Source organism: Achromobacter sp. FW305-C-13, from assembly GCF_058783475.1.
This window is the reverse complement of sequence record NZ_JBYSYN010000002.1, coordinates 832061-856064: the sequence shown is the minus strand read 5'-3', so window position 1 is coordinate 856064 and position 24004 is coordinate 832061. Positions and strand designations below refer to the sequence as shown.

Annotated in this window: 20 protein-coding genes; 11 read left to right on the top strand and 9 right to left on the bottom strand. The window is 66.0% G+C overall.

Annotated features, from left to right (window positions below; translation table 11 throughout):
- Positions 1 to 31: 31 nt before the first annotated feature.
- Complete coding sequence (locus tag AC3WMU_RS15350) at positions 32 to 1918, bottom strand: tetratricopeptide repeat protein (protein WP_006227582.1); 1887 nt, start codon at positions 1916 to 1918, stop codon at positions 32 to 34.
- Here AC3WMU_RS15350 and mutM point away from each other — a divergent pair.
- The 4 genes from mutM (at position 1917) to AC3WMU_RS15330 (ending at position 5865) form a co-directional block, all read left to right on the top strand.
- The gene (mutM, locus tag AC3WMU_RS15345) at positions 1917 to 2744 is read left to right on the top strand and encodes a bifunctional DNA-formamidopyrimidine glycosylase/DNA-(apurinic or apyrimidinic site) lyase (RefSeq protein ID WP_492282607.1); all 828 of its coding nucleotides are present in this window, start codon (positions 1917 to 1919) and stop codon (positions 2742 to 2744) included. The two genes, AC3WMU_RS15350 and mutM, sit on opposite strands and share 2 nt — an antisense overlap.
- A 137-nt stretch (positions 2745 to 2881) precedes the next feature.
- On the top strand, positions 2882 to 3835 hold the full coding sequence (locus tag AC3WMU_RS15340; RefSeq protein WP_006227580.1) for an MBL fold metallo-hydrolase: 954 nt from the start codon (positions 2882 to 2884) through the stop codon (positions 3833 to 3835).
- A gap of 133 nt (positions 3836 to 3968) precedes the next feature.
- Positions 3969 to 5648 carry an FAD-dependent oxidoreductase gene (locus AC3WMU_RS15335; protein ID WP_006227579.1) on the top strand — a complete coding sequence of 560 codons (1680 nt, stop codon included), beginning with the start codon at positions 3969 to 3971 and terminating at the stop codon, positions 5646 to 5648.
- A gap of 19 nt (positions 5649 to 5667) precedes the next feature.
- Positions 5668 to 5865 (top strand): DUF2783 domain-containing protein, encoded by a 198-nt coding sequence (locus AC3WMU_RS15330; RefSeq protein WP_006227578.1) that lies wholly within the window; start codon positions 5668 to 5670, stop codon positions 5863 to 5865.
- A gap of 189 nt (positions 5866 to 6054) precedes the next feature.
- Here the strand turns inward: AC3WMU_RS15330 and AC3WMU_RS15325 are convergent, their stop codons facing one another.
- Positions 6055 to 6963 (bottom strand): LysR family transcriptional regulator, encoded by a 909-nt coding sequence (locus AC3WMU_RS15325; protein WP_006227577.1) that lies wholly within the window; start codon positions 6961 to 6963, stop codon positions 6055 to 6057.
- A 164-nt stretch (positions 6964 to 7127) separates the two neighbouring features.
- Between AC3WMU_RS15325 and hmgA the strand changes: the two genes are divergently transcribed.
- Together hmgA and fahA are read left to right on the top strand one after the other, a co-directional pair.
- Positions 7128 to 8426: a homogentisate 1,2-dioxygenase gene (hmgA, locus tag AC3WMU_RS15320; RefSeq protein ID WP_492282606.1), complete on the top strand. Its 1299-nt coding sequence runs from the start codon at positions 7128 to 7130 to the stop codon at positions 8424 to 8426.
- A 129-nt stretch (positions 8427 to 8555) separates the two neighbouring features.
- Positions 8556 to 9875 carry a fumarylacetoacetase gene (gene fahA, locus AC3WMU_RS15315; protein ID WP_492282605.1) on the top strand — a complete coding sequence of 440 codons (1320 nt, stop codon included), beginning with the start codon at positions 8556 to 8558 and terminating at the stop codon, positions 9873 to 9875.
- A 1141-nt stretch (positions 9876 to 11016) separates the two neighbouring features.
- Here the strand turns inward: fahA and AC3WMU_RS15310 are convergent.
- Together AC3WMU_RS15310 and AC3WMU_RS15305 are read right to left on the bottom strand one after the other, a co-directional pair.
- The gene (locus tag AC3WMU_RS15310; protein ID WP_006226237.1) at positions 11017 to 12912 is read right to left on the bottom strand and encodes an LTA synthase family protein; all 1896 of its coding nucleotides are present in this window, start codon (positions 12910 to 12912) and stop codon (positions 11017 to 11019) included.
- Between the two features lie 218 nt (positions 12913 to 13130).
- A complete protein-coding gene (locus AC3WMU_RS15305; RefSeq protein WP_006226236.1) occupies positions 13131 to 13859 on the bottom strand; it encodes a FadR/GntR family transcriptional regulator in 729 nt (242 codons plus the stop codon).
- A gap of 129 nt (positions 13860 to 13988) precedes the next feature.
- Here AC3WMU_RS15305 and AC3WMU_RS15300 point away from each other — a divergent pair, with 129 nt between their 5' ends.
- The 5 genes from AC3WMU_RS15300 to AC3WMU_RS15280 all read left to right on the top strand — a co-directional run bounded on the left by AC3WMU_RS15300 (position 13989) and on the right by AC3WMU_RS15280 (position 18660).
- Positions 13989 to 14828, top strand: coding sequence for an NAD-dependent epimerase/dehydratase family protein (locus AC3WMU_RS15300; RefSeq protein WP_454677839.1), 840 nt, complete (start codon positions 13989 to 13991; stop codon positions 14826 to 14828).
- 8 nt (positions 14829 to 14836) lie between these two features.
- Positions 14837 to 15715 (top strand): SMP-30/gluconolactonase/LRE family protein, encoded by an 879-nt coding sequence (locus AC3WMU_RS15295; protein ID WP_454677840.1) that lies wholly within the window; start codon positions 14837 to 14839, stop codon positions 15713 to 15715.
- Between the two features lie 122 nt (positions 15716 to 15837).
- Positions 15838 to 16815 carry a TRAP transporter substrate-binding protein gene (locus tag AC3WMU_RS15290; protein WP_006226233.1) on the top strand — a complete coding sequence of 326 codons (978 nt, stop codon included), beginning with the start codon at positions 15838 to 15840 and terminating at the stop codon, positions 16813 to 16815.
- Positions 16816 to 16822: 7 nt separating this feature from the next.
- Positions 16823 to 17386: a TRAP transporter small permease gene (locus tag AC3WMU_RS15285; protein ID WP_280029787.1), complete on the top strand. Its 564-nt coding sequence runs from the start codon at positions 16823 to 16825 to the stop codon at positions 17384 to 17386.
- Positions 17377 to 18660, top strand: coding sequence for a TRAP transporter large permease (locus AC3WMU_RS15280; protein WP_006226231.1), 1284 nt, complete (start codon positions 17377 to 17379; stop codon positions 18658 to 18660). The genes AC3WMU_RS15285 and AC3WMU_RS15280 overlap by 10 nt, the downstream gene beginning before the upstream one ends.
- On the opposite strand, the gene AC3WMU_RS15275 is transcribed toward AC3WMU_RS15280, so the two are convergent.
- The 5 genes from AC3WMU_RS15275 to AC3WMU_RS15255 all read right to left on the bottom strand — a co-directional run bounded on the left by AC3WMU_RS15275 (position 18612) and on the right by AC3WMU_RS15255 (position 23730).
- Positions 18612 to 19403, bottom strand: a complete 792-nt coding sequence (locus tag AC3WMU_RS15275) for a phosphatase PAP2 family protein (RefSeq protein WP_454677841.1) — start codon at positions 19401 to 19403, stop codon at positions 18612 to 18614. The two genes, AC3WMU_RS15280 and AC3WMU_RS15275, sit on opposite strands and share 49 nt — an antisense overlap.
- A 65-nt stretch (positions 19404 to 19468) precedes the next feature.
- Positions 19469 to 20830 (bottom strand): sensor histidine kinase, encoded by a 1362-nt coding sequence (locus tag AC3WMU_RS15270; RefSeq protein WP_280029785.1) that lies wholly within the window; start codon positions 20828 to 20830, stop codon positions 19469 to 19471.
- Complete coding sequence (locus tag AC3WMU_RS15265; RefSeq protein ID WP_006226228.1) at positions 20827 to 21540, bottom strand: response regulator transcription factor; 714 nt, start codon at positions 21538 to 21540, stop codon at positions 20827 to 20829. Before AC3WMU_RS15265 ends, AC3WMU_RS15270 begins: the two co-directional genes overlap by 4 nt.
- Before the next feature lie 48 nt (positions 21541 to 21588).
- Positions 21589 to 23004 (bottom strand): FAD-binding oxidoreductase, encoded by a 1416-nt coding sequence (locus AC3WMU_RS15260; protein ID WP_492282604.1) that lies wholly within the window; start codon positions 23002 to 23004, stop codon positions 21589 to 21591.
- A 93-nt stretch (positions 23005 to 23097) separates the two neighbouring features.
- Positions 23098 to 23730, bottom strand: coding sequence for a BPTD_3102 family carboxylase-like protein (locus AC3WMU_RS15255; protein WP_088590740.1), 633 nt, complete (start codon positions 23728 to 23730; stop codon positions 23098 to 23100).
- Positions 23731 to 24004 lie beyond the last annotated feature (274 nt).

Below are 24004 nucleotides of genomic sequence, written 5' to 3'. Positions count from 1 at the left end.
GTCACATCAGGCAAGCGTTGCACCCCAACCGTCACAGGCCCACTCCCAGACGCTTGACGACGTCCTGGACGGTCTTGTTCTTGGGATCTTTCATCAGTGCGGCGCGCAGCAGTTCCGTCGCCTGGTCGCGCTTGCCCTGGGACCACAGCACTTCGGCCAGGTGGGCGGCGATGTCGGCTTCCGGACGCACGCTATAGGCGCGGCGCAGATATTCCGCGGCGGACTCGGATTCGCCCATGCGGAACTTCACCCAGCCCATGCTATCCAGGATGAACGGATCGTTCGGCGACAGCTCAAGCGCCTGGGTGATGAGGTCCAGCGCTTCGGGCAGGCGCTGGTTGTGGTCGGCCAGGGTGTAGCCCAGCGCGTTGTAGGCGTGGGCGTGGTCCGGATCCAGCGCGATGACCTGGCGCAGCATGCGCTCCAGGTCGGCCAGGCGGTTCTGGCGTTCGTACAACATGGCCAGTTCGTACTTGATCTCGACCGTGTCCGGCAGCGCCTGGTCGGCCGCTTCCAGCGTGCTCACCGCTTGCTGGATGCGGTCGGCGTCGCGCAGGATCTGCGCCTTGGTCAGCACGCCCAGCGTGCGCTCTTCGTCGTCCTGCGGGCCCGCGGCATCGATCATGGCCAGCGCGTCATCCACCCGGCCGCTCTTGGCACGCAGGGCAGCCTGGCGCATGGCGACGGAATAACGCAGCGTCGGGTCGTCGATGCGGCCCAGTTCCTTGATGGCTTCGTCGTATTGGCCTTGGTCTTCAGCAATACGCGACAGCAGGACGTGGGCGTCCGCCGCGGCGGCACCGGCATCCGTGGCGCCGGGCACCGTGGCGCGCTGGCGCTGCTGCTGCACGTCCAGGTACTGGGAAAGCAGATTCCTGGCTTGCGGCAGCTGACCCGCCTTGTAGGCAAGCTGGGCCTGCATGAAGAGCAAGTCGAAATCTTCCGGCGAACGGCGCGACATGGCTTGCAATTCAGACAGCGCGCCGTTGTAGTCGCCGCTGTCGGCCAGTTGGCCGGCCAGCATCAGGCGGACCTTGCGGGCGCCGGGATTGCGGTTGATATAGGCGCGGGCTTCGGTCTGGGCGCGTTGCGGATCCACCTTCGAACCGTATTCCAGCACGCGCTGGGCGGCGGCTTCGGACTTGGGATCCGCCGCGAGCGCGGCGCGGGATTCCTGCGCGGCGCGCTCGTAGTCGCCCGAGGCGGAGGCCACGTCGGCCAGCGCCAGATGGGCGGCCGGCAGCTTGCGCACGCTGTCGCTCAGGGATTCGTCCAGGATGCGCAGGGCCAGGCGGCGGTCGTTCAGCCGGCTCAGCACGGCCAAGGCCTGGCCGATGGCGGCCGGTTTGTCGCGCGAGGCGTCGATGCGGTTGCGCAGCGCCTGGGCCAGACCCTTGGTCTGCCCGTTGGCGGCGGCCAGCGCCAGTTCGGTGGAGCTGGCCTCAACGTCGTTGGGCGACAGACGCGCCCAGACGCGGGCGGCTTCCAGCGCGCCGGGCAGATTGCCACCAGCCAACTGGAATTCCAGGCCACGCCGGGCCAAACGGGGGTCGCCCGTGTCCCGGGCCAGGCCGATCATGGTGGTAGCCGCTGTGCCGTACATGCCGCGCTGGGCGGCGATCTCTGACGCGAGGACGCGATAGAAGATGTCGGCAGTGAGCGATACGTAGGGCAATTGGCCCGGACGCAGGCGGATCACCTCGGTTTCGGGCTGGCGGTTCTGGGGCGCCATGCGGGGCCCGGTCGCATCACGCGTCCGGCTGTCGGCCGCCTGGGCCGGCAGCGCAAAACCTGTTGCCAGCGCAAGCGCAAGCGTGGCGATCCCGATATTCATTTGTTTGAAAGACGACTTCACGCGGCCCGTCCGGTTGATGGCACAATCTTCGTACACGCAATTGATGATCTTACACTGGCTCATGCCGGAACTGCCTGAAGTTGAAACCACGCGTCGGGGAATCGACGCCGTCATCACTGGCCGGACGCTCAAGCGCCTGGTCGTCCACGAAGGCCGCATGCGCTGGCCCATTCCGCCGGACCTGCCCGCCCTGATCGGCGGCCGCGCCGTCCTGGAATGCGCCCGCCGGGGCAAATACCTGTTGCTGCGCTTCGAACATGGCACCCAGATCGTGCATCTGGGCATGTCCGGGTCGCTGCGCAGCGTCGCCCCGGGTGAATTCCTGCGCAAACATGACCACGTCGAATGGATATTCGACGAAGCCGTCCTGCGCCTGCATGACCCCCGGCGCTTTGGCGCGGTGCTGTGGCACCCGGACGCCGATGGCCCCATCGACACCCACCCGCTGCTGGCCAAGCTGGGCATCGAGCCCTTCGACCCGCGCTTTGACGGGGCCTGGCTGCACCGCCACTTCAAGAACCACAGCGCGGCGGTCAAGCAAGTGCTGCTGGCGGGGCTGGCCGTCGTGGGGGTGGGCAATATCTACGCTTCGGAATGCCTGTTCCGGGCGCGCATCAACCCCAAGACCCCGGCCAACAAGCTATCGCCTGCCCGGTGCGACCGCCTGGCGGACATGATCCGGGCCACCTTGGCCGACGCCCTGACCTCCGGGGGCAGCACCCTGCGGGATTATGTCGGCGCCTCCGGCGAACCCGGGGCCTATTTCGAGATCCATGCCGCGGTCTATGAACGCGAAGGCCTCCCGTGCCGGGTCTGCGCGACGCCGATCCGGCGTTTCGTCCAGGGGCAACGGGCCACTTATTACTGCCCAAAATGCCAAAGAAACTAGCCCCGGCGGCCTGAAAACCCCCGGGAAATCCCTGTAAAAACAAGGCCATTTGTTTATAGCGAACGTATTGCACGAAAACTAACGCCAAGCTATATTCCTTTCACACACCTATTCCTAGAACAGTGGAAGGAGCCTCCATGAGCAAGCAATTCGCCTCGCACGCCGACCTGGACGACAAGGTCGTCTCGTTCGAAAAACTGTCCGACAACGCCTATGCCTACACGGCCGAAGGCGACCCCAACACGGGCGTGATCATCGGCGACGAGGCCGTCATGGTGATCGACACCCAGGCCACCCCGGTCATGGCCCAGGACGTGATCCGCCGCATCCGCGAAGTCACGGACAAGCCGATCAAGTACATCCTGCTGTCGCACTACCATGCCGTGCGCGTGTTCGGCGCCTCCGCCTACAACGCCCAGGAAATCCTGGCCAGCCGCGACACCTACGACTTGATCGTCGAACGCGGCGAACAGGACAAAGCCAGCGAGATCGGTCGCTTTCCCCGCCTGTTCCGCAACGCCGAATCGATTCCGCCGGGCCTGGTCTGGCCGACGATGACGTTCAAGGGCGAAATGACCGTCAATCTGGGCAACCTGGAAGTCAAGCTGCTGCAAGTCGGCCGCGGCCACACCAAGGGCGACACCATCGCCTGGCTGCCCGAGCAGAAGATCCTGTTCGCTGGCGACCTGGTCGAATACCAGTCCACCCCGTATTGCGGCGACGCCTACTTCCGCGACTGGCCCAGCACGCTGGACGCGCTGTCCGGCTTCGACGCTGAAAAGATGGTTCCCGGCCGCGGCCCGGCCTTGAAGAGCGCCACCGAAGTCCGCCAGGGCCTGGCCGGCACCCGCGCCTTCCTGACCGACCTGTACGGCGCCGTGAACCGTGGCGTGGCCGAAGGCAAGGACCTGAAGACGATCTACCGCGAGGTCTATGACTTCATGAAACCGCGCTACAGCGACTGGGTGATCTTCGACCATTGCATGCCGTTTGACGTGTCGCGCGCCTATGACGAGGCCACCGGCCACACGCATCCGCGCATCTGGACCGACAAGCGCGACCTGGAAATGTGGGCGCAGCTGGAAGGCTGACCCGACGGGCCGCGGTAGCCGGCGCTGACCGGAAGCGGCCCTGACCGACCATTGCAAGAAGCGGAATCGCGCGTCGCAGGACGGCGCGCGGGATCGCGACATAAAAACAAAATGACCCACACAGGAGACAACCGTGGGAGACATCGACTTTCAGGCGATGGAGTTCGCCTATGAAAAGCACGCCGACCAAAGCGCCGGCACCGCGCCGCGGCACCAGGTCGTGGTCGTGGGGGCCGGCCCGGTCGGCCTGACCACCGCGTTGGACCTTGCCCGCCAGGGCGTGCGAGTCGTGGTGCTAGACGACGACTACCGCTTGTCCACCGGGTCACGCGCCATCTGCTTTTCCAAGCGCACCCTGGAAATCTGGGACCGCCTGGGCGTCGGCCAACGCATGATCGACAAGGGCGTGTCGTGGAACGTCGGCAAGGTGTTCTTCCGCGAACAGGAAGTGTGGCGTTTCGACCTGCTGCCCGAACCCGGTCATCGCCGCCCCGCCTTCATCAACCTTCAGCAGTACTACGCCGAAGGCTATCTGTATGAGCAGGCGCGCCAGGAACCCAACATCGACCTGCGCTGGAAAAACAAGGTCGCCGGCGTGGTCCAGGCCGAAGACGGCGTCGACCTGACGATCGACACCCCCGAAGGCCCGTACACGCTGCACGCCGACTGGCTGGTCGCCTGCGATGGCGCCCGTTCGCCGGTGCGCAAGCTGATCGGCCAGGAAAGCCATGGCCGCATCTTCCGCGACCGCTTCCTGATTGCCGACGTGAAGATGAAGGCGGACTTCCCGACAGAACGCTGGTTCTGGTTCGACCCGCCCTTCCACCCCAACCAATCCGTGCTGCTGCACCGGCAGCCCGACAACGTCTGGCGCATCGACTTCCAACTGGGGTGGAACGCCGACCCCGTCGAAGCCGTCAAACCCGAGAACGTGCTGCCGCGCATCCGCGCCCTGCTCGGGCCCGACGCGCAGTTCGATCTGGAATGGGTCAGCGTCTACACCTTTGCCTGCGAGCGCATGGACAAGTTCCGCCACGGACGCGTCGTGTTCGCCGGCGACTCCGCGCACCGCGTATCGCCCTTCGGCGCGCGAGGCGCCAATAGCGGCGTGCAGGATGCCGAGAATCTGGCGTGGAAGCTGAAGCTGGTGCTGGCGGGCCTGGCGCCCGAAGCGCTGATCGACAGCTACAGCGCCGAGCGCGAGTACGCGGCCGACGAGAACATCCTGAATTCGTCGCGCGCCACCGATTTCATTACGCCCAAGAGCGACATCAGCCGCAGCTTCCGCAACGCGGTGCTGAACCTGGCCAAGACGCATCCATTCGCGCGTTCACTCGTCAACAGCGGACGCCTGTCGCTGCCCGCCACCTACAGCGGGTCGCCCCTGAACACACCGGATGCGGATGCCTTCACGGGCCGCATGGTGCCCGGCGCGGTCGCGCTGGACGCACCCGTGACGTGCCGCGGCGAGCAGGACTGGTGGATGGCGCAGCTGGATAGCGGCTTCGTCCTGGCGCTGTTCTGTGGCGATGCGCTGCCCAGCGCCAACACGCTCCAGGCCTTGCAGGCACTGCGCATGGCGCCGGTGCCCGTCAAGGCCGTCCTGGTCGCGGGCGCGCAGTGCGACGTGTCCGGCCTGCCCGCGGACTTGCCGGTGGTGGCGGACGCCGAAGGTTGCCTGGCCAAACGCTACGACGCGCAGCCCGGCACCGCCTACCTGATCCGCCCCGACCAGCACATCGCCGCGCGCTGGCGCGCATTCGACGCCGATGCCGTCGCCCGCGCCGTCCGCCGGGCCACGGGCCACGCCTGAATCCAGAGGTCAACCCATCATGCTGATTACCGAAACCAATCTGAGCTCGCCCGACGACTTCTACGAAGCGCTGATCGAAACGCACCGCGACCTGACGAACGAGCAAAGCCAGGAATTGAACGCGGCGCTGATCCTGCTGCTGGCCAACCACCTGGGCGACGTGGCGCTGCTGCGCGAAGCCCTGCAACAGGCCCGCGCCTCAGTCGTGCAAGCGTAGGATGGGTGAAGCGCGGGACACCGAAAAAAAGAACCCCGACGTCGAACGCGCGCAACCCATCAAGCAGCGGTTGCGTTGTGGCGGAAGCAGCCAAGCATCCGGCGCCGCGTGATGGGTTGCGCGCGCTGGGTAGCGGCTTTCACCGGGCCGCATTTACCCCCCGCCCCTCCCTGCCGCGGCCCCGGGCATTTACAACCCCACCGCGAACGTATTCACGATCAACGCGCGCAGCCATTGGTTGCCGCCATCGCGGTCCACCCTGCGCTGCCAGTACATGTTCGTCTGCAGCGCGGGCACCTTTATCGGCGGCGTCATGAAGCGCAGGCCGAACGGTGGCGCGGCGCTGGCGGCCAGTTTTTCAGGCACGGTCGCCAGCAAGTCCGTCGCGCTGACGATGTAGGGCACGGCGGAAAAGTGCGGCACGCTGAAGTGTTCGGCCAGTTCCACGCCCGCGCGTTCCATGGATTGGTTGACCTGCCCATAAGGCGCGGCCCGCGATACGATCAGATGCCGCTCGGCACGGAATGCCTTGATGCCCATGCCTGCGTGCGCCGTGGGATGCGCCTGGCGGAACAAGGTGGCATAGCCCTGCCGGAACAGCATGCGCTGCAGCGTGCCCGCCCCCATCTCGTCGAACGCGCCAATGGCCAGGTCCACCCGGCCCGACTCCATTTCACGCGGCAGGTCCGGCCCCTGCACGCGTACCGAATCGATGCGCACCTGCGGCGCCACCTGCACGCACACTTCCATCAGCCGCGGCATGAAGTGGATTTCGCCCACGTCCGTCATAGCCACCCGGAAGCGACGGTTGCTGGTGGCGGCGTCGAACACGTCCTGATCCTGCAAGGCCTGGCTAAGCATCGTCAGCGCTTCGCTGACGGGGCCGGCCAGCCGCTGCGCGCGCGGGGTGGGCAGCATGCCTTGCGCGGTACGCACGAACAGCTCGTCGCCAAAGGCCTCGCGCAGGCGCCGCAGGGCGTTGCTGACCGCGGGTTGCGTCAGATCCATCCGCCGCGCCACGGCCGACAGATTGCGGTCTTCCAGCAGATGCTGGAACAGGATCAACAGGTTCAGGTCGACGTTGCGCAATTCGGCCATAGGGCCCCCTACTATTCACAAAATTTATAGTCTCTATTTTTGCATTCCCGTAGCCGCAATAGGCGTTTTTTCCGACAATAGGGAATCGGCGCTGGGTTCAACCCAGACCGCCCTCAGATACCGACCGCGCGGCCAAGCACCGCGCCGCCACCCAGGAGGATTCCATGGAACTGAAATATCAGACCGGCTTCGGCAACGACTGCGCGTCCGAAGCGCTGCCCGGCGCCCTGCCCGTAGGCCGCAATTCGCCGCAGCAATGCCCGTACGGCCTGTATGCCGAGCAACTGTCCGGCACCGCCTTCACCGCCCCTCGCAGCGAAAACCGCCGGTCCTGGCTGTACCGCATCCGCCCGGGCGCGCAACACAAGCCGTTCGAGCCCTTTGCCGGCGCGGCAGGCTGGGAAAGCACCTTCGGCCATGGCCCGGTCACGCCCAACCAGTTGCGCTGGAGCCCGATGCCCATCCCTGACGCCCCCACCGATTTCCTGGAGGGCGTGAAGACCTGGGGCGGCAACGGCGGCCCCGACGAACAGGGCGGCGTGGCCATCCACATGTACGCGGCCAACCGGTCGATGCAAGGCCGTTATTTCTACAACGCCGACGGCGAAATGCTGCTGGTGCCCCAGCAGGGACGCCTGCGCCTGGCCACCGAGCTGGGCCTGATCGATCTGGAACCCCTGGAAATCGCGGTAATCCCGCGCGGCGTGCGCTTTCGCGTCGAACTCCTGGATGGCGCCGCGCGCGGCTACATGCTGGAGAACTTCGGCGCCGCCCTGCGCTTGCCCGAACTAGGCCCCATCGGCTCGAACTGTCTGGCGAACGCGCGCGACTTCCAGACGCCGGTGGCCTGGTACGAAGACGTGGAAGGCGACTTTGAACTGATTGCCAAGTTCACGGGCGGATTCTGGCGCGCATCCATCGACCATTCGCCGCTGGACGTCGTGGCCTGGCACGGCACGCACGCGCCGTACAAGTACGACCTGCGCCACTTCAACACCATCGGCTCGATCAGCTTCGACCATCCGGATCCATCGATCTTCACGGTGCTGACCGCACCGTCCGACACCCCGGGCACGGCCAACATGGACTTTGCGATCTTCCCGCCGCGCATCCTGGCCATGGAAGACACCTTCCGTCCGCCCTGGTTCCACCGCAACGTCGCCAGCGAATTCATGGGCCTGATCCAGGGCGTATACGACGCCAAGGCCGATGGCTTCGCCCCCGGCGGCGCCAGCCTGCACAACTGCATGAGCGGCCACGGCCCCGACGCCGAGACTTTCGAGAAGGCCTCGCACGCCGACACGCACGCCGCCCATTACATCCGCGACACGATGGCGTTCATGTTCGAAACGCGCCGCGTCATCCGCCCGACCGGGCAGGCCTTGGCCTCGGTAGAATTGCAGGGCGACTATTACCGGTGCTGGCAGGGCATCGTGAAGCACTTCGATCCCAAGAAGGCGTGACGGCGCCACTGCGCTGATTCCCAGCCACGGCGATGCGTGCAAGCGCATCGCCGTTTGGCTTTTGAATTTTCCGGCGCCGCTGCCCGTCAGTTCTGCCGGCCCCCACACCATTACAGAGACACGCGAACCATGACCACGACGATCAACGAAACCCACGATCCCTCCTTGAAGAGCTGGATCGCCAGCGCCAACACCGGCACGTCCGATTTTCCGGTCCAGAACCTGCCGTACGGCGCGTTCCGCCGCAAGGGCACGCAAGAGTCGTTCCGCCCGGGCGTGGCGATCGGTGACCAGATCCTGGACCTGGCCGCATTGGCCGCCAAGCAACCGTTCGAAGGCCTGGCCGCCGAGGCGCTGGCCGCTTGCGCAGGCGACAGCCTGAACGCGCTGATGGCGTTGGGCCAACCGCACTGGAGCGCCCTGCGCCTGGCGCTGTCGCGCGCCCTGCGCGAAGGCGCCGCCTTGCGCGCCGAAGTCGAGCCGTTGCTGGTGGCGCAGGCCGACGCCGAATACACCACGCCCGCCCGCATCGGCGACTACACCGACTTCTATATCTCGGTGCACCACGCGACGGCAGTGGGCAAGCAGTTCCGTCCTGATAATCCCTTGCTGCCGAACTACAAGTGGGTGCCGATCGGCTACCACGGCCGCGCCTCCAGCATCGGCGTGGACCAGAAGTTCCCCCGCCCCGTCGGCCAGACGCGCCCGGCCAATGAGGGCGACACGCCGCAATTCGGCCCGTGCGCGCGCCTGGACTACGAACTGGAACTGGGCATCTTCGTGGGGACCGGCAACGAACAAGGCGAACGCATCGGCCTGGCCGACGCCGACGGCCACGTGTTCGGGCTGTGCATTCTGAACGACTGGTCGGCGCGCGACATCCAGGCCTGGGAATACCAGCCCCTGGGCCCCTTCCTGTCCAAGAACTTCGCCTCGACGATTTCGCCGTGGATCGTCACGATGGAAGCGCTGGAGCCGTTCCGCACGCAATGGAACCGTGGCCCGTCCGAACCGCAACCGATGCCGTACCTGGCCTCCGACGCGAACCGTGCGAAGGGCGCCTACGATGTGCAGCTGGAAGTGCTGATGACGACGCAACAATCGCGCGAGGCCAAGCAGCCCGCCGTGACGTTGTCGCGCAGCAATTTCCGCGATGCCTACTGGAACGTGGCCCAGCTGATCACGCACCACACGGTGAACGGCTGCAATCTGCAGCCGGGCGACATGCTGGGCACGGGCACGCTGTCCGGGCCGCAGCCGTCGGAAGCCGGTTCGTTGCTGGAATTGAGCAATGGCGGCAAGACGGCAATCGACCTGCCGTGGGGAGAAAAGCGGACGTTCCTGCAGGATGGCGATCAGATCATCATGCGGGCGGCTTGCTTGAAGGCGGGATATCCGAGGATTGGGTTTGGCGAGGCGTCCGGGATGGTGTTGCCGGCGCGGGTTTGAGTTTTCTCTTCGTGGGTGGCGGGGCGGGTGGTGTAATCGCGGAAGCGTTTTATGTAGGTCGCCCGTCGGCGCGGTCGGCCTGACTGCGCGCGCCCACGATTGCGGTCCGGAGCCTTCGCTCCGGACTCGCCTCGGCGGCCCCCCGTTGTCATCTTCGTTGCGGCCTGCGGCCGCTGCCTTCAGATTCCCTCGGGCGCATCAAGGTTGCGCGCAGCCAGGCCGACCACACCGACGGGCTGCGCCGTCTTGGTTTGCGCGCTGCCAGGTTCCGGATTAGTGACGAGATTTGCGGGGCCCGCCTCATGCGGCCGCGCGGGCGGCCGCATTCTGCATACGCGTTCTGACGCGTTGTAGCGGTAGTCGCTTACGCGCTTGTGGGGAGTGGTTTTCTACTGGGCCCCGCCGTCAGATGGGGGAGGTGGAGCGACGGGTGGCGCGCGGCAGATAGCTGCTTGCTTCTTCGCACCTGTACGCGCGCCACCGGTCTAAGAGGGAGAGTGCTTTGTGCTTGCGGCACTGGTGCTTCTTTGACGAGTCATCGATCGTCAATCGACATTCGTCTTATCGCGTTCTCGCATTCTCGCATCCGTAGGATGGGTGGAGCGCGGCACACCCGTCAGCAGGTCAGGGACGTCCGTCGCGCGTAACCCATCGTGGTGGCATGCATCGGTGATGGGTTACGTGCGGCATACAGCCATTTCCTTGGGGCTACCGGAACGCACTCCACCCATCCTACGAAGAAGGAGAAGAACAAGAACAGCGCCACCCACACGCGAAGCGAAGATCCCATGACGCAAGACCATGCGTAAGCTCCCAAAGGCCGCCCGCGCGGCCGGCCGGGAGCGGGCCCCGCAAGATCTTCCACCACCTCCCCCCGTGGAGAAGCACCCTACGCACACCGCCCTCCCCGGCGACCGAGAAATTGCTCTCGACTGAGCCCGGTGGGTCGGGGGCCTGGGGTGCGCGGGGCGTCGATTAGCCCGAGGGAATCTGAAGGCAGCGGCCGCAGGCCGCAACGAAGATGACGACGGGGCAGTCCGGAGCGAAGGCTCCGGACCGCAATCGTTGCCCCGCGCACCCCAGGCCCCCGATCCGCCGGGCGTCTTAAGAACCCAACCCCGGCACCAAAAAAACACCCCCATCAAGGCAACCGATACTTCCCCTCCCGATACACCCAAGACGCCCACAAAGCATGCGCCAACGCCTCCTCCGTCAACTTCGGATCCGCCGGCTCAACCGGCGCGTAGACCTCGTCGCGCCCGACAGGCGCCGCTTCGTACCGGAACTCGCGGGGATCCTTTGACGGCTCCAGCACCAGCAACTTGTCGCCCTGCAGATACCCGAAGTTATCCGCGTACTGCATGATCGCCCGGTTCGGATCGCGTTGCGTCAAGTCCGCGCCCAACATCGGGTTCACGTTATCTAACCCGATCAGCGACAACAGCGTCGGCGCCATGTCGATCTGGCTGACCAGCCGTTCATCCTGGCGCGGTGCGATGCCGGCGCCGAGGATCAGCGCCGGGATCTGGAAATGGCGCACCGGCACGGGGATGGATCCGTAGACCCGTGAATCGTGGTCCGCGATGACCAGGAACACGGTGTTGTCCCAATACGGCGCCTTCTTGGCCTTCTCGAAGAACTGCCCCAACGCCCAGTCCGCATACCGCACCGTGTTGTCCACCGTGGCCGGCTCGCCCACCGGCTGGATACGGCCTTCCGGATATTCCCAGGGCGAATGGTTCGTTACCGAAAACGCCAGCGTGAAGACCGGCTTGTCGCCATCGGCGCGCAGCAGGCGGTCGACCTGGGTGAACATGTCCTCGTCCGATGCGCCCCAGGACCCTTCGAATACCGGGTTCACGAATTTCGGACGATCCACGACTTCGTCGAAACCGTTGCCCAGGAAGAACGCGCGCATGTTGTCGAAGTGCGATTCGCCGCCGTAGACGAAACGCGAGTGGTAGCCGTGCTTGCCCAGCACCTGCGCCAAGGTGAAGAAACCGGTCTGCGAGCGCGGCAGCTTGACCACGGCATCCGCCACACTGGGCAGGAAGCCTGCCGTCACCGCTTCGATGCCGCGCACCGAGCGCGTGCCCGTCGCGTAGGCGCGGTGGAACATCCAGCCTTCCTTCGCCAGGCGGTCGATGTTGGGCGTCAGATCGCGGCCGCCCAGGCTACCCACGTACTGCGCGCCCAGGCTTTCCTGCAGGATGATCACCACGTTCAGCGGCTTGTCGCGACGGACCGTGGCTTTCTGCTCGTGCAGGCTGGGGTAGCGCGGGTCCAGCGGCGCGCCGGTCAGGCCCGCCTTCTCGCGCACGATGGCGTTCATCTGGTCCACCGGCATCTTGGGGTACATCGCCGCAGACGAGCGCTCGTCGCGCATCCGGTAGGCGGCGTCGAACACGCTATACAGCGAATTGAGCGCCAGCGCGTTGACCATGGCGTCCGAACTGAAGGCGACCTTGGCCGGATTGATCGGCCGATGCTCCAGCGTGCCGCGCGCACCCAGCACGACCAACGCCAGGATCACGAAGGAGGCGATCGGCCGCTTCCACCATGCCATGAACGAATCGCGCGAGCGCGTCGGGAACAGCTTGACGGCCAGCCAGGCGGCCAGCACCAGCACCACGAAGGCGGCCAGCAGCACGCCCTTGTAGCCCTGCCACAGCATCGACCCCACTTCCTTCGGGTTAAGCAGATAGATGAAGTACAGCCGGTTCGGACGCGTGTCGTATTCAGCGATGAATTGCGGCGTGGAGACTTCCAGCAGCACATACAGCATCCACCAGATGCGGAACCACCACGCAGTGATGCGGGCCGCCAACGGCCGGTGACCAAACCAGGGCGAAAACACGGCCGGCAGCGCAATCACCATCGACAGCAAGCACACGTCGATGCGCAGTCCACCGAACAGAACGGGCCACAGGCCGCCTGCGGCCTGCACGCGATCCCACATCCAGAATGACAGCCCCAGACGCGACAGCGTCAGCATCACCAGGACGGCAACGATGAACCGGAGTGTCAGGCGGCGCATGCGGCGGCCCTCCCAAAGCGGCGCAAGTCCGCCTGTTCAGATGAAAAAATCCTGCTGGGTGTGCCGAGCAAAGCCATGCCGCCTCGTTGACCTGAAATGAAAACGGGCCAAGGTTAACGCGGTTTGGCGGGCGTCGGCAGCGAATGTCGTCGCCGTGAAACGTTGTACGACATCATATTTCAAATAGAGGGACGCGGTGCGTCGGGTCCCACCGCCTGCTATTGCGCGCGGCGCAGGCGTTCGCGGCTATTGCTCAGATGCGTGCGCATCGCGGCGCGGGCGCTTTCGGCATCCTGGCGCATGATCGCGCTGTAGATGTCTTCGTGTTCAAGGTTCACGCGCGCCAGATACGCCGCGCGGTCTTCGTGCGCGAACTTGGCCGAATTGATGCGGGTGCGCGGAATGATGGCGGAACCCAGGTGCGACATGAGGTCCGCGAAGTAGCGGTTGTCGGTGGATTGCGCCACCAGCAGATGGAACTGGAAATCCGGTGTGATGGTGTCGCCACCGGTTTCCAACGCGCTGCGGAACAGGTCCAACGCACGGCGCATTTCCTGCAACTGCACGTCGCTGCGGCGGATGGCGGCCAGGCCGGCGGCCTCGCTTTCCAGGCAGATGCGCAATTCCAGCAGCACCAGCACATCGCGTACCGTGGCGATGTCGGCAGGATCGACGCGAAAATCGCCGCCGCCGCTGGGTTCCAGCGCATAGGTGCCGACGCCGTGATGCGTTTCCACCAAGCCCGACGCCTGCAGACGCGACAGCGCCTCGCGCACGACGGTGCGGCTGACGCCGAACTGACGCATGATTTCGGATTCGGTGGGGAGCTTGTCGCCAGGGCGGATGTCGCCGCTTCGGATGCGTTCGGAGATATTTTCAACCAGGCCCTGGGCCAGGTTCCGGGGACGACGCTGCGGCAAGACGGGGGTATCGACAGGAGCGTTCATCAGGGATTATCCGAAGGCGGTTGCGCAAAGCTTGACGCTGAAATTTGGCGCTCATTATACTTTGCTCAAGTTGTACGATAACGTACCAGATAAGTCCACTCCCCCGCGCCATCCACCGAGCATTGCGCCATGAGCCGAACTGTCAACAACACGCCTGCCACGTTTCGCTGTCATCGTTTGTTATTGACCGGCGCCGCCGGCAACCTCGGCCAAGTGCTGCGGCCCCGGTTAAAGGCCCATGCGGACGTGTTGCGCGTTTCCGACCTGGCCGAGGTGGGCCCCGCCGCCCCCGGTGAAGAGGCGCTGCCCTGCGATCTGGCCGACGCCGCTGCGGTGTCCCGCCTGGTGCAAGGGGTCGACGCCATCGTTCACCTGGGCGGCGTGTCGGTCGAGCGGCCCTTCGAAGAGATACTGCCCGCCAACATCCAGGGCGTCTACAACCTGTTCGAGGCCGCCCGCCTCCACGGCGTGCAACGCGTGGTGTTCGCCAGTTCAAACCACGTCATCGGTTTCTACGAGCAGGGCAAGCAGTTGGACGCGGACGTGCCCTTGCGCCCCGACGGCTATTACGGCCTGAGCAAGGCCTACGGCGAAAACCTGTCACGCTTCTACTTCGACCGCTACGGTATCGAAACCGTGTGCCTGCGCATCGGCTCGTCGTTCCCGGAGCCCAAGGACCGCCGCATGATGGTCACCTGGCTCAGCTACGACGACCTGACCGACCTGATCACCCGTGCGCTGTTCACGCCGGATGTCGGCCATCTGATCGTCTACGGCGCGTCGGCTAACCGCGACAGCTGGTGGAGCGACGACGCCGCCCGCGTATTGGGGTTCGTCCCCAAGGACTCCTCCGAACGTTTCCGCGCGCAGGTCGAAGCGCAGGCCCCGTTGCCGGCCGATGACCCCGCCGCCCGCTATCAGGGCGGCGCGTTCGTCAAGGCAGGCCCCTTTCCTTTTCCGGCCGAGTAACCGCCACCATGTCCGCCATCGCCGAACGTATCGGGACCATGTTGTGCGGCGTAGGAGAAAGCCCGGTCTGGCGCGTTGCCGATCAGACGTTCACCTGGACCGACATCCCCGGCAAGACCTTGTGGCGCTGGTCGCCGGCAAGCGGCGGCATCACGCAATGGGCGCTGCCGCAGATGGCAGGATGCCTTGCGATGCGTGGCCCGGGCTGGCTGCTGGCGATGGAAGACGGCCTGTACGCCTGCGACGCGCTGCAGGCGGGCGCTCCCTGTGAACCCCGGTTGCTGGCCACCGTCCCGCACGCGGCGCCCGGCATGCGCTTCAATGATGGCCGTTGCGACCGGCAAGGCCGTTTCCTGGCCGGCACGATGGTCATGGATATGAGCCTGGCGCAGCCCGCCGGCAAGCTGTACCGCTACGACGCGCACGGCGTGACGGTGCTGCTGGACGATTTGATCGTGCCCAACGGCACGGCCTTCAGCCCGGACGGCCGGACGATGTATCTGTCGGACTCCCACCCTACGCGTGGCGCGGTCTGGGCGTTCGACTACGACATCGATTCCGGCACGCCGCATAACCGCCGGCTCTTCATCGCCGCCTTGCCCGCCGGCCGTCCGGACGGCGCGGCAGTGGACACGGACGGCGGCTACTGGATCTGCGGCAACGACGCCGGGCGCATCTACCGCTACACGCCAGACGGCAGGCTGGATCGGACCCTCGCCGTCCCCGCCGCCAAGATCGCGATGTGCGCCTTCGGCGGCGCCGCGATGGACACCTTGCTCGTCACCTCGATCCGCCCTCCCTCAGCCGCGCCCGGCTCCCTGGAAGGCGCCGTGTTCGCCCTGCGCCCCGGCGCGCAGGGGCTGGAGGAAACCGCAAGCGCCGGTTAGCACCCGATCGGGGCACGCGCCTGCGCGCCCCATGCCAGGTAGTAAGCAGGTCCGTACCTATCAAAGAGCTTCGAGGCCGTCCCGGCCCTTGACCAAACGCCATACTCCAACCGGAGGTAGACATGCTGCGCCCCACCCTGACCCGCGCCATTTTGGCGGCGGCTGCCTTGCTGACCCTGATTCCCGCCACCCATGCCGCCGAGCTGCGCTCTGCCGACATCCATCCCGACGACTATCCCACCGTGCTGGCCGTGCGCCAGTTCGGCGAACTGGTCAAGCAACGCACCAACGGCCGCATCACGGTCAAGGTGTACGCCGGCGGCGCGCTGGGCAACGAAGACGATTCGATCGAACAGGTGAAACTGGGCGCCCTGGCCATGGCACGCGTCTCCAGCGCCGCCATGCACAACATCTGCCAGACCACCCGCGTGCCCTCACTGCCCTTCCTGTTCCGCTCCAAGGAGCATCTGCACAAGGTGCTGGACAGCGAGATTGGCGACCAGATCCTGCGCTCGTGCGAAGGCGCGGGCTTCGTGGGCCTGGCGTGGTACGACAGCGGTGCGCGTTCGATGTACACGCGCAACAAGCCGATCAAGACCCTGGCCGACGCGAAAGGACAGAAGATCCGCGTGCAGCAATCGGACCTGTCCGTCGCCATGGTCGAAGCGATGGGCGGCAACGCCACGCCGATGCCGATGGGCGAGGTCTACACGTCGCTGAAGACGGGGCTGGTAGATGCCGCCGAAAACAACTTCCCCAGCTACGAAAGCGCGCATCACTATGAAGTCGCCAAGTACTACGCGATGACGGAACACACGATGACGCCCGAGATCCTGATCTTCTCCAAGCGCCAATGGGACAAGCTGCCGCCCGAGGACCAGAAGATCCTGCGCGAAGCCGCTCGTGAATCCGTGCCGTTCATGCGCAAGCTGTGGGACGAACGCGAGCAGAAGTCGCGGTCCGTGGTCGAGCGCGCCGGTTCGCAGATCGTGGAGGTGGACAAGGCCTCGTTCCAGAACGCGATGAAACCCGTGTACGAGCGCTTCGTCACCACGCCCGAAATGAAAGACCTGGTCGCCAAGATCCAGGCCGTCCAGTGAGGGCATCATGTTGGCCACACCCACGAATGAAACAGATGTCGGTGCGGGGGGCCGGGCGCAAGCCCTGGCTGCCCCGCTGGATGCCTATACCCGCGGCTGCGCGGCGCTGGCGCGGGCCTGCATGTGGACGAGCGTGTTCGGGCTGATCTGCCTGATCGTTGCGGTCACCTTGCAGATCGTCGGCCGCCACGTGCTCAACAGCACGCCGACCTGGGCCGAAAGCCTGGCGCTCTTGCTGGTGCTGTACGTGACGATGCTGGGCGCCGCCGTCGGCGTACGCGACGCGGGTCACATCGGCTTCGAATCGCTGCTGGACGCGCTGCCCCCAGCCGGCCAGCGCCGGCTGCGGATCTTCATCCATCTGCTGGTGCTGCTGTTCGGCGTGCTGATGGCATGGAACTGCGGCGTGCTGGCGGAATCCGTCGCGGCCTACAAGATCCCCAACCTGGGGATATCGAATGCCTGGAAGTACATCCCCGCAACCCTGTCGGGCACCTTGATCGCGCTCTTCTCCATCGAGCACATCATCGCCATCCTGCGCAACCATAAGGTGGTACCGGCATGGCGCTGACACTGCTTTCGTTTACGTTCATGGGGTTCCTGGTGATCGGCGTGCCGGTGGCCTTCGCCATCGGCCTGTCGTCCATCACCGCCATCATGGTCGAGGACCTGCCGCTGGCGGTGGCGTTCCAGCAGATGACCTCCGGCATGAACGCGTTCTCGTTCCTGGCCATTCCCTTCTTCATCTTCACGGGCGAACTCATGCTGTACGGCGGCATTGCCGACCGCATCGTCGCGTTCGCCAAGTCGCTGGTGGGGCACGTGCGCGGGGGGCTGGGCATGTCCAACGTCGTGGCATGCACGCTGTTCGGCGGCGTGTCGGGCTCGCCCGTGGCCGACGTGTCGGCGATGGGATCGGTGATGATCCCGATGATGAAGCGCGAGGGCTATCACGCGGACTATGCGGTGAACGTCACCACGCATGCCGCGCTCGTCGGCGCGCTGATGCCCACCAGCCACAACATCATCATCTACACGCTGGCAGCGGGCGGCAAGGTGTCGATCGCGGCGCTGATCGCGGCCGGCGTCGTGCCCGCGGTGATCCTGACCTTGTGCAATCTGGCGGCGGCCTACTTCGTGGCGCGCAGCCGGGGTTATCCGGCGGGCACCTTCCCGGGCTGGCACATCGTCTTGCGTTCGCTGATCGCGGCAGCACCCGGATTGTTCGTGGTGGTGCTGATCATCACCGGGATCCTGAGCGGGGTCTTCACGGCAACGGAATCCGCGGCGGTGGCGGTGCTGTACGCGCTGGCGCTGACGATCTTCGTCTACCGGTCGCTGACCTGGGACCAGTTCGTGCGAGCGGCCAGCAAGGCGGTCAAGACGACGGGCGTCGTATTGCTGCTGATCGGCATTTCGGCCACCTTCGGCTACCTGATCAGCTTCTACGGCGTGGCAGAAAAAACGGGCGAGCTGATGGCGTCGGTGTCGACCAGCCCTTGGGCCATCTTCCTGATGGTCAACGTCATCCTGTTCGTCCTGGGCACCTTCCTGGACATGGCCGCCACCATCCTGATCTGCACGCCAATCTTCTTGCCGATCTGCATGCAGTACGGCATGGGCCCGGTGCAATTCGGGATCGTGATGCTGCTGAACTGCGCCTTGGGGCTGAACACGCCCCCGGTCGGGACGACCCAGTTCGTGGGCTGCGCGATCGGTGGCGTCTCGGTGGGCACCGTCATGCGCACGATCTGGCCCTTCTACGGCGCCTTGCTGGCGGCGTTGGCACTCGTGACCTACGTGCCGGCGTTTTCGCTGTGGTTGCCCGGCGTGCTGCTCAACTGATCGTGCGCCTCGTGGGACGCGCGCCGCGCGCGGTGCCGTCCCACAATCACCGGATAGAAGAACAGCGCGGCTAGAAACCACAGCAACGCCGCCGACCAGAGCGTCTGGCTCAGGAAGTGGGCGCCCTGCAGAATGCGCACCACCGAAAACCCGACACCGGCGGCCACGCCCACGGCCAGCCCCCACCAGCGCCAGGCGGGTCGGTCAAGCGCCCAACCGGCGAAGTACAGCGTCAGCATCGAATAGCCCGCGCCCGCATGGCCGCTGGGCATCGCCCCTCCGGAGCGCTCGCGCACCCAGGTCCACCAGTGCAGCGGATACGGGGTATAGCCGCCCAAGGTTTCCAGATCGTAGGGCCGCGGCAAGGTCGTGTAGTGCTTGAGCTGGTTCACCGCCAACTGCCCCATCAGGCAGGTCGCCGCCAGGGCCAGCGCCGGCCCCCGCCACGGTCGCCAGGCTGGGATGCGGAAGCTGGCCGCGACCACGCCGACGGCCGCCAGGGCGACGCCGATCGGCAGGGCCAGCACCATGCGGTGGCCCACCAGGTCCAGCCAGCGGTTCACGTGCAGGGGGAAATCATCCAGGGCCGGATCGAACAGCGCGCGGGCAATGCGCAGGTCCATGCCCGAGGCATTGGCCCACCAGGCCAGGCAGGCAAGCACCAACGTCACGCCGATCAGCTGACTGCAGAGGTACCAGACGGGCGTCGGCGCGCGCGCCGCAGGCAGCAAAGGGGACGACATGGGTCGATAGACCAGGGACGCATCGGACAAGCGAAGAGCTTAGTGCGCCGATAGTCGAAATTTCGTCAAATCCGGCCCTGTTCCGCGGATGCGACATCGCCGGCAGAATCGGCGACGGCGGCGTCGAACCGCAGGGAGAATCGCGTCCCCCGCAACCCCGGTTCGCGGGATGACTCGACCGTCAGCGACCAGCCTTGCATGTCGCAGACCCGCTTGGCGATCGCCAGCCCCAGACCGCGGGCGGTTTCGTCGCGGTCGCCTGCGTTGGAATCCCGCATCCGTCCGCTGTAGTAGCGGCGGAACAGGAAGGGCAAATCGTCGGCGGCAATCCCCTTGCCGTCGTCGCTCAGTTCCAGCACGCCTGGCGCGCTGAACCGGGTCGTCAGCGTGGCCGGCGCGGCATGCTCCACCGCATTGCGCACCAGGTTGCGCAACACGGTCAGGAGCGCATAGCGGTCCAGCGTCAGGATATGGCCGGGCGGGATCTGGTTGTCCAGGCGCAGTTCGGCGTGCCCTGCCTGGGCCTCGTAGCCGCGCCAGGCGTCTTCCATGCACTCGGCGACGTCCACGGGCGCCGGCGGCAGCAGTTGGTCACGCGCCATCGCCCGGGCGCTCTCCAGGCACACGATCACGTCATCCACGTTATCCACAACGCGGGTCAGGCGCTGGCGCTGATCCGGCGTCAACGCCTGGGTCAGCAGCATCAACTCGCTGTCGGAACGGATCGCTGCCAGCGGCGTGCGGACCTCGTGGCTGAGGTTGCCCGCAAACTCCCGTTCACGGGCGATCGATCGGTCGACCTGGTTCTGCACCCGGTTGAACGCCTCGATCAGCCGGCCGGCCTCGTCGTCGCGAGTAACCGCCATGTCAGGTGATCCCGGCGCCCAGGTCGCCAAGCGGTCGGTCAGGTCCAGCAAAGGCCCCACGGCCACCGCCGCCACCCGCCGCGACAGCGCGTAGGCACCGATCACGCAAATGGCGCCGACCCCCAGCACGATCAGGCCGAAGTCGTGCACGCGCTCCTCGTTGTCGGTCGCGTCGTAAAGCAGGTAGACCTTGCCCCGGCCCGTTTCGGCCACCATCACGTGCCAGGTATAGGCGCCCGGCTCGATCAGGTGCAGCCCGCTGTCCAGCCCCAGCACTTCGTCGGGAATGCCGGCCGGGCGCTGGCCGTCCACGCTCATCCAGGCTCGCATAGAGCCGCCCAGCTCGCGTGCGCCCTGGCGCGGCATGAACTCGTCGCTGGCGCGCGCGTGCTGGACTAACCGGTCCATTTCCGTGTTGAGGATGTCATTGACCAGGTCGTCTTCCATCTGGTCGAAGGTCAAATAGGCCAGCAACGCCAGCGCCGTCACGAACAGCGCGACCGTGCCGGTCAGCGCCCACACCACCCGCTGGGTCAATGTGCCGCTGGCCGCGCGTGTCATGGCGCGTCCCCGGTCGGCACCAGCCGCCAGCCAGTGCCATGCATGGTCTCGATGCCGTCGAACCCGGCATCGGCCAGGGCGCGGCGCAGCAGGTGGACCTGGCTGCGCAGCGCGTCCGAGGACGGAGGCTCGTTGCCCCACAACAGGGACTCCAGCTCTTCGCGCGCCACCACCCTGCCCGGATCGCGCATCAGCGCTTCCATGATCAGGCCGGCCTTGCGCGTCAGGTGCACGGGGGTGCCGTTGACCGATACGCTGCGACTGCGCGTGTCGTATTGCAGCGGGCCGAACTGGCGCACCGTATCCACCGTCGACCCTCTGGCGCGCTGGATCAGGGCCAGCAGGCGCGCTTCGACTTCCAGCAAGGCGAAAGGCTTGGTCAGATAGTCGTCCGCGCCGTGCGAAAAACCTGCCAGCTTGTCTTCAAGGCTGTCGCGCGCGGTCAGCATCAGCACCGGCACGGACACCCGCATGTCGTTGCGCAAGGCGTGCAGCACGGCGTTGCCGTCCATGCCCGGCAGGCCGATGTCCAGGATCACCGCGTCGAAGCGTTGCTCCTTCATGCGTTCCAGCGCCGCGTGGCCGGTATAGGCCGCGTCCGGCAGGAATCCGCGCGCCTCCAGGAAGGTGTACAGGTTGCCGGCGATGATGTGATCGTCTTCAACGATCAGGATCCGGTTATTCGCACCCGCCGCGGGGCTGACTGCCATGGATGAAGCTCCCTGTTGGAAGTAAGAACGGGCATGCGCCCGGGTGTCTCAGGTTTGCAGCACCTTGCCCGGGTTCATCAGCCCTTGCGGATCCAGCGCGCGCTTGATCCGCCGCATCAACGCCAGTTCGACGGCACTCTTGTAGCGCGGCAGTTCGTCGCGCTTGAGTTGGCCGACGCCGTGCTCGGCGCTGATGGAGCCGCTGTGCGCATGCACGCTGTCATGCACCACGCCATAGATCTCGCTTTGCAGGGCCAGCAGTTCGCTTTCGGTCTGGCCGGGCGCGTTGGCCACGTTGTAATGCAGGTTGCCGTCGCCCAGATGGCCGAAGATCACATGGCGCACGCCGGGAAAGCGCGCTTGCAGCAAGGCGTTGGTCTTGTGCACGAAGCCCGCGATGGACGAAATGGGGATGGACACGTCATGCTTGACCGACTTGCCCAGCTCGGCTTCGGCCAGCGGAATGCTCTCGCGCAGGTGCCACAGCGCCTTGCTTTGCGCGACGTTGGCCGCAATCGCGGCATCGTTGACCAGGCCCGCATCGATGGCGTCGCCCAGCACGGCCTCGAAACGGTCGCGCGCATGCGCCTCGCTTTCGCTGTCGGACAGTTCCAGCAGCGCGAACCACGGCGATTCGGCCGACGCGCCTTCAAAAGGCAAGCGCTGCTGCGGAAACAGGCGCACAACGGCTTGCAGGCAAGCGCCGCTCATGAGTTCGAAGCCGGTCAGCGCGGCGCCAAAGCCCGAACGCGCACGCGACAGCACATCCACGGCTTGGTCGATCGTGTCCAGCGTCAACAGCGCGGTACACGAGGCCACCGGCCGCGGGGACAGCTTCAGCGTGGCGGCAGTGATGATGCCCAACGTTCCCTCGCTGCCGATGTACAGGTCGCGCAAGTCATAGCCGGTGTTGTCCTTGCGCAAGCCGCGCAGGCCGTTCCAGATTTCGCCTTCGGCGGTTACCACTTCCAGGCCCAGCGTCAGGTCGCGCGTGTTGCCGTAGCGCAGCACCTGCGTGCCGCCAGCGTTGGTGGCCAGGTTGCCGCCAATCGTGCAGCTGCCTTCGGCCGCAAGGCTGAGCGGGAACAGCCGGTTGGCCGCCGCGGCGGCTTCCTGGACGGCCTGCAGGATGCAGCCCGCCTCGACCGTGATGGTGTCGTTGGCGGTATCCAGGTTGCGCACGGCGGTCAGGCGTGCCGTAGACAGCACCACGGCACGGCCCGAGTCGTCCGGAGTGGCGCCGCCGCACAAACCGGTATTGCCGCCTTGCGGCACGATGGGCACGCCATGATGCATGCACAGTTTCACGGCGGCGGCGACTTCCTCGGTCGAACCGGGCCGGATCACCGCCAGCGCCGTGCCGCGGTAGCGCCGGCGCCAGTCCTGCACATAAGAGTCGGCGTCCGCACCGGTCAGCACGTGGGAGAACCCCAGCAGGGACTGTAGATCGCTCAGCAAAGTCATAGGCGCCGCACAAGAAGGGCCTGGTATCGCCCAGGCGCAGGTCAAGGGATGTGCGGATATTGTAGGGGTGGAATCGCCCCGGCCGAAGCCGCCCTAGCCGACCGCCTGATCCAGCCGCGTGCCGGTCAGCCCGGAGCAGTACGCCCGGGACGCGATGCGGTTCATCAGGAAAGCGCGGTCGACGCCCGCTGGCCCCGGCATTTCGGACAGGGCGCGGTAGGCCCGACGCAAGGCCTCGCCACGCGTCGCGCCGCATACCAGCAGGCGCGTGCAAGGCAGGCGGCGGTCCACGCAGCCATCGATACGCATTTCCAGCGCATGGGCGGCGTCGGGGTCGTGGCCGGCAAAGGGCGCACCCGCAGCGTTTGGCTGCGCCTGCGCGCCCGTCACCCGGAACACGCCGCTGCGGTCATCCAGCGAAAAGGCCACGGTGCCCATCCCCTCCCAACCGCGGTCGCGGGCGACATCGGCGGCAATGAGGCGCAGCGCAGCTTCGACGGAAGCCGGCAGGTGCGGCGCCGGACATTCGGCGATCAGCACCCGGGCCTCGCGCCAGACGCAGCGTTCCCAGGCGCGGCCGGTGGCCAATTCGCCGGTTTCAGAGACGAAAACATGGATATCAAGCCGGCGCTCGCGGCCTGCGGCCGGTCCGGCGTAGTCCGTGGGGGGGCCTCGCCTGCTGCTGGCTCCCCTTGACGACATGACAGTAGAAACTTTGGCACCCATGGCCCCTCCCGGTCTTTCTGCTTGCATAGCAAGCGTATCACCTTCGGATGACGAGCAATTTCCATGCCACGCGGCGCCCTCTGGCAAAGGCGCTTTCGGCCGACTTGGCGGGCGCACCGGATCAAGGCGGGGCACGCCCGCCGTGCACCAAATCAGGGCGCGCGCCAACCCTTAAGACGCCCTACACCGCCCGCCGGATGAGGCCCTCCCCGCCAATGGAGGATAATTCGAGCTTGACCCTCTTCTCATGCGGGTTTTGATGTGCGGGTATACC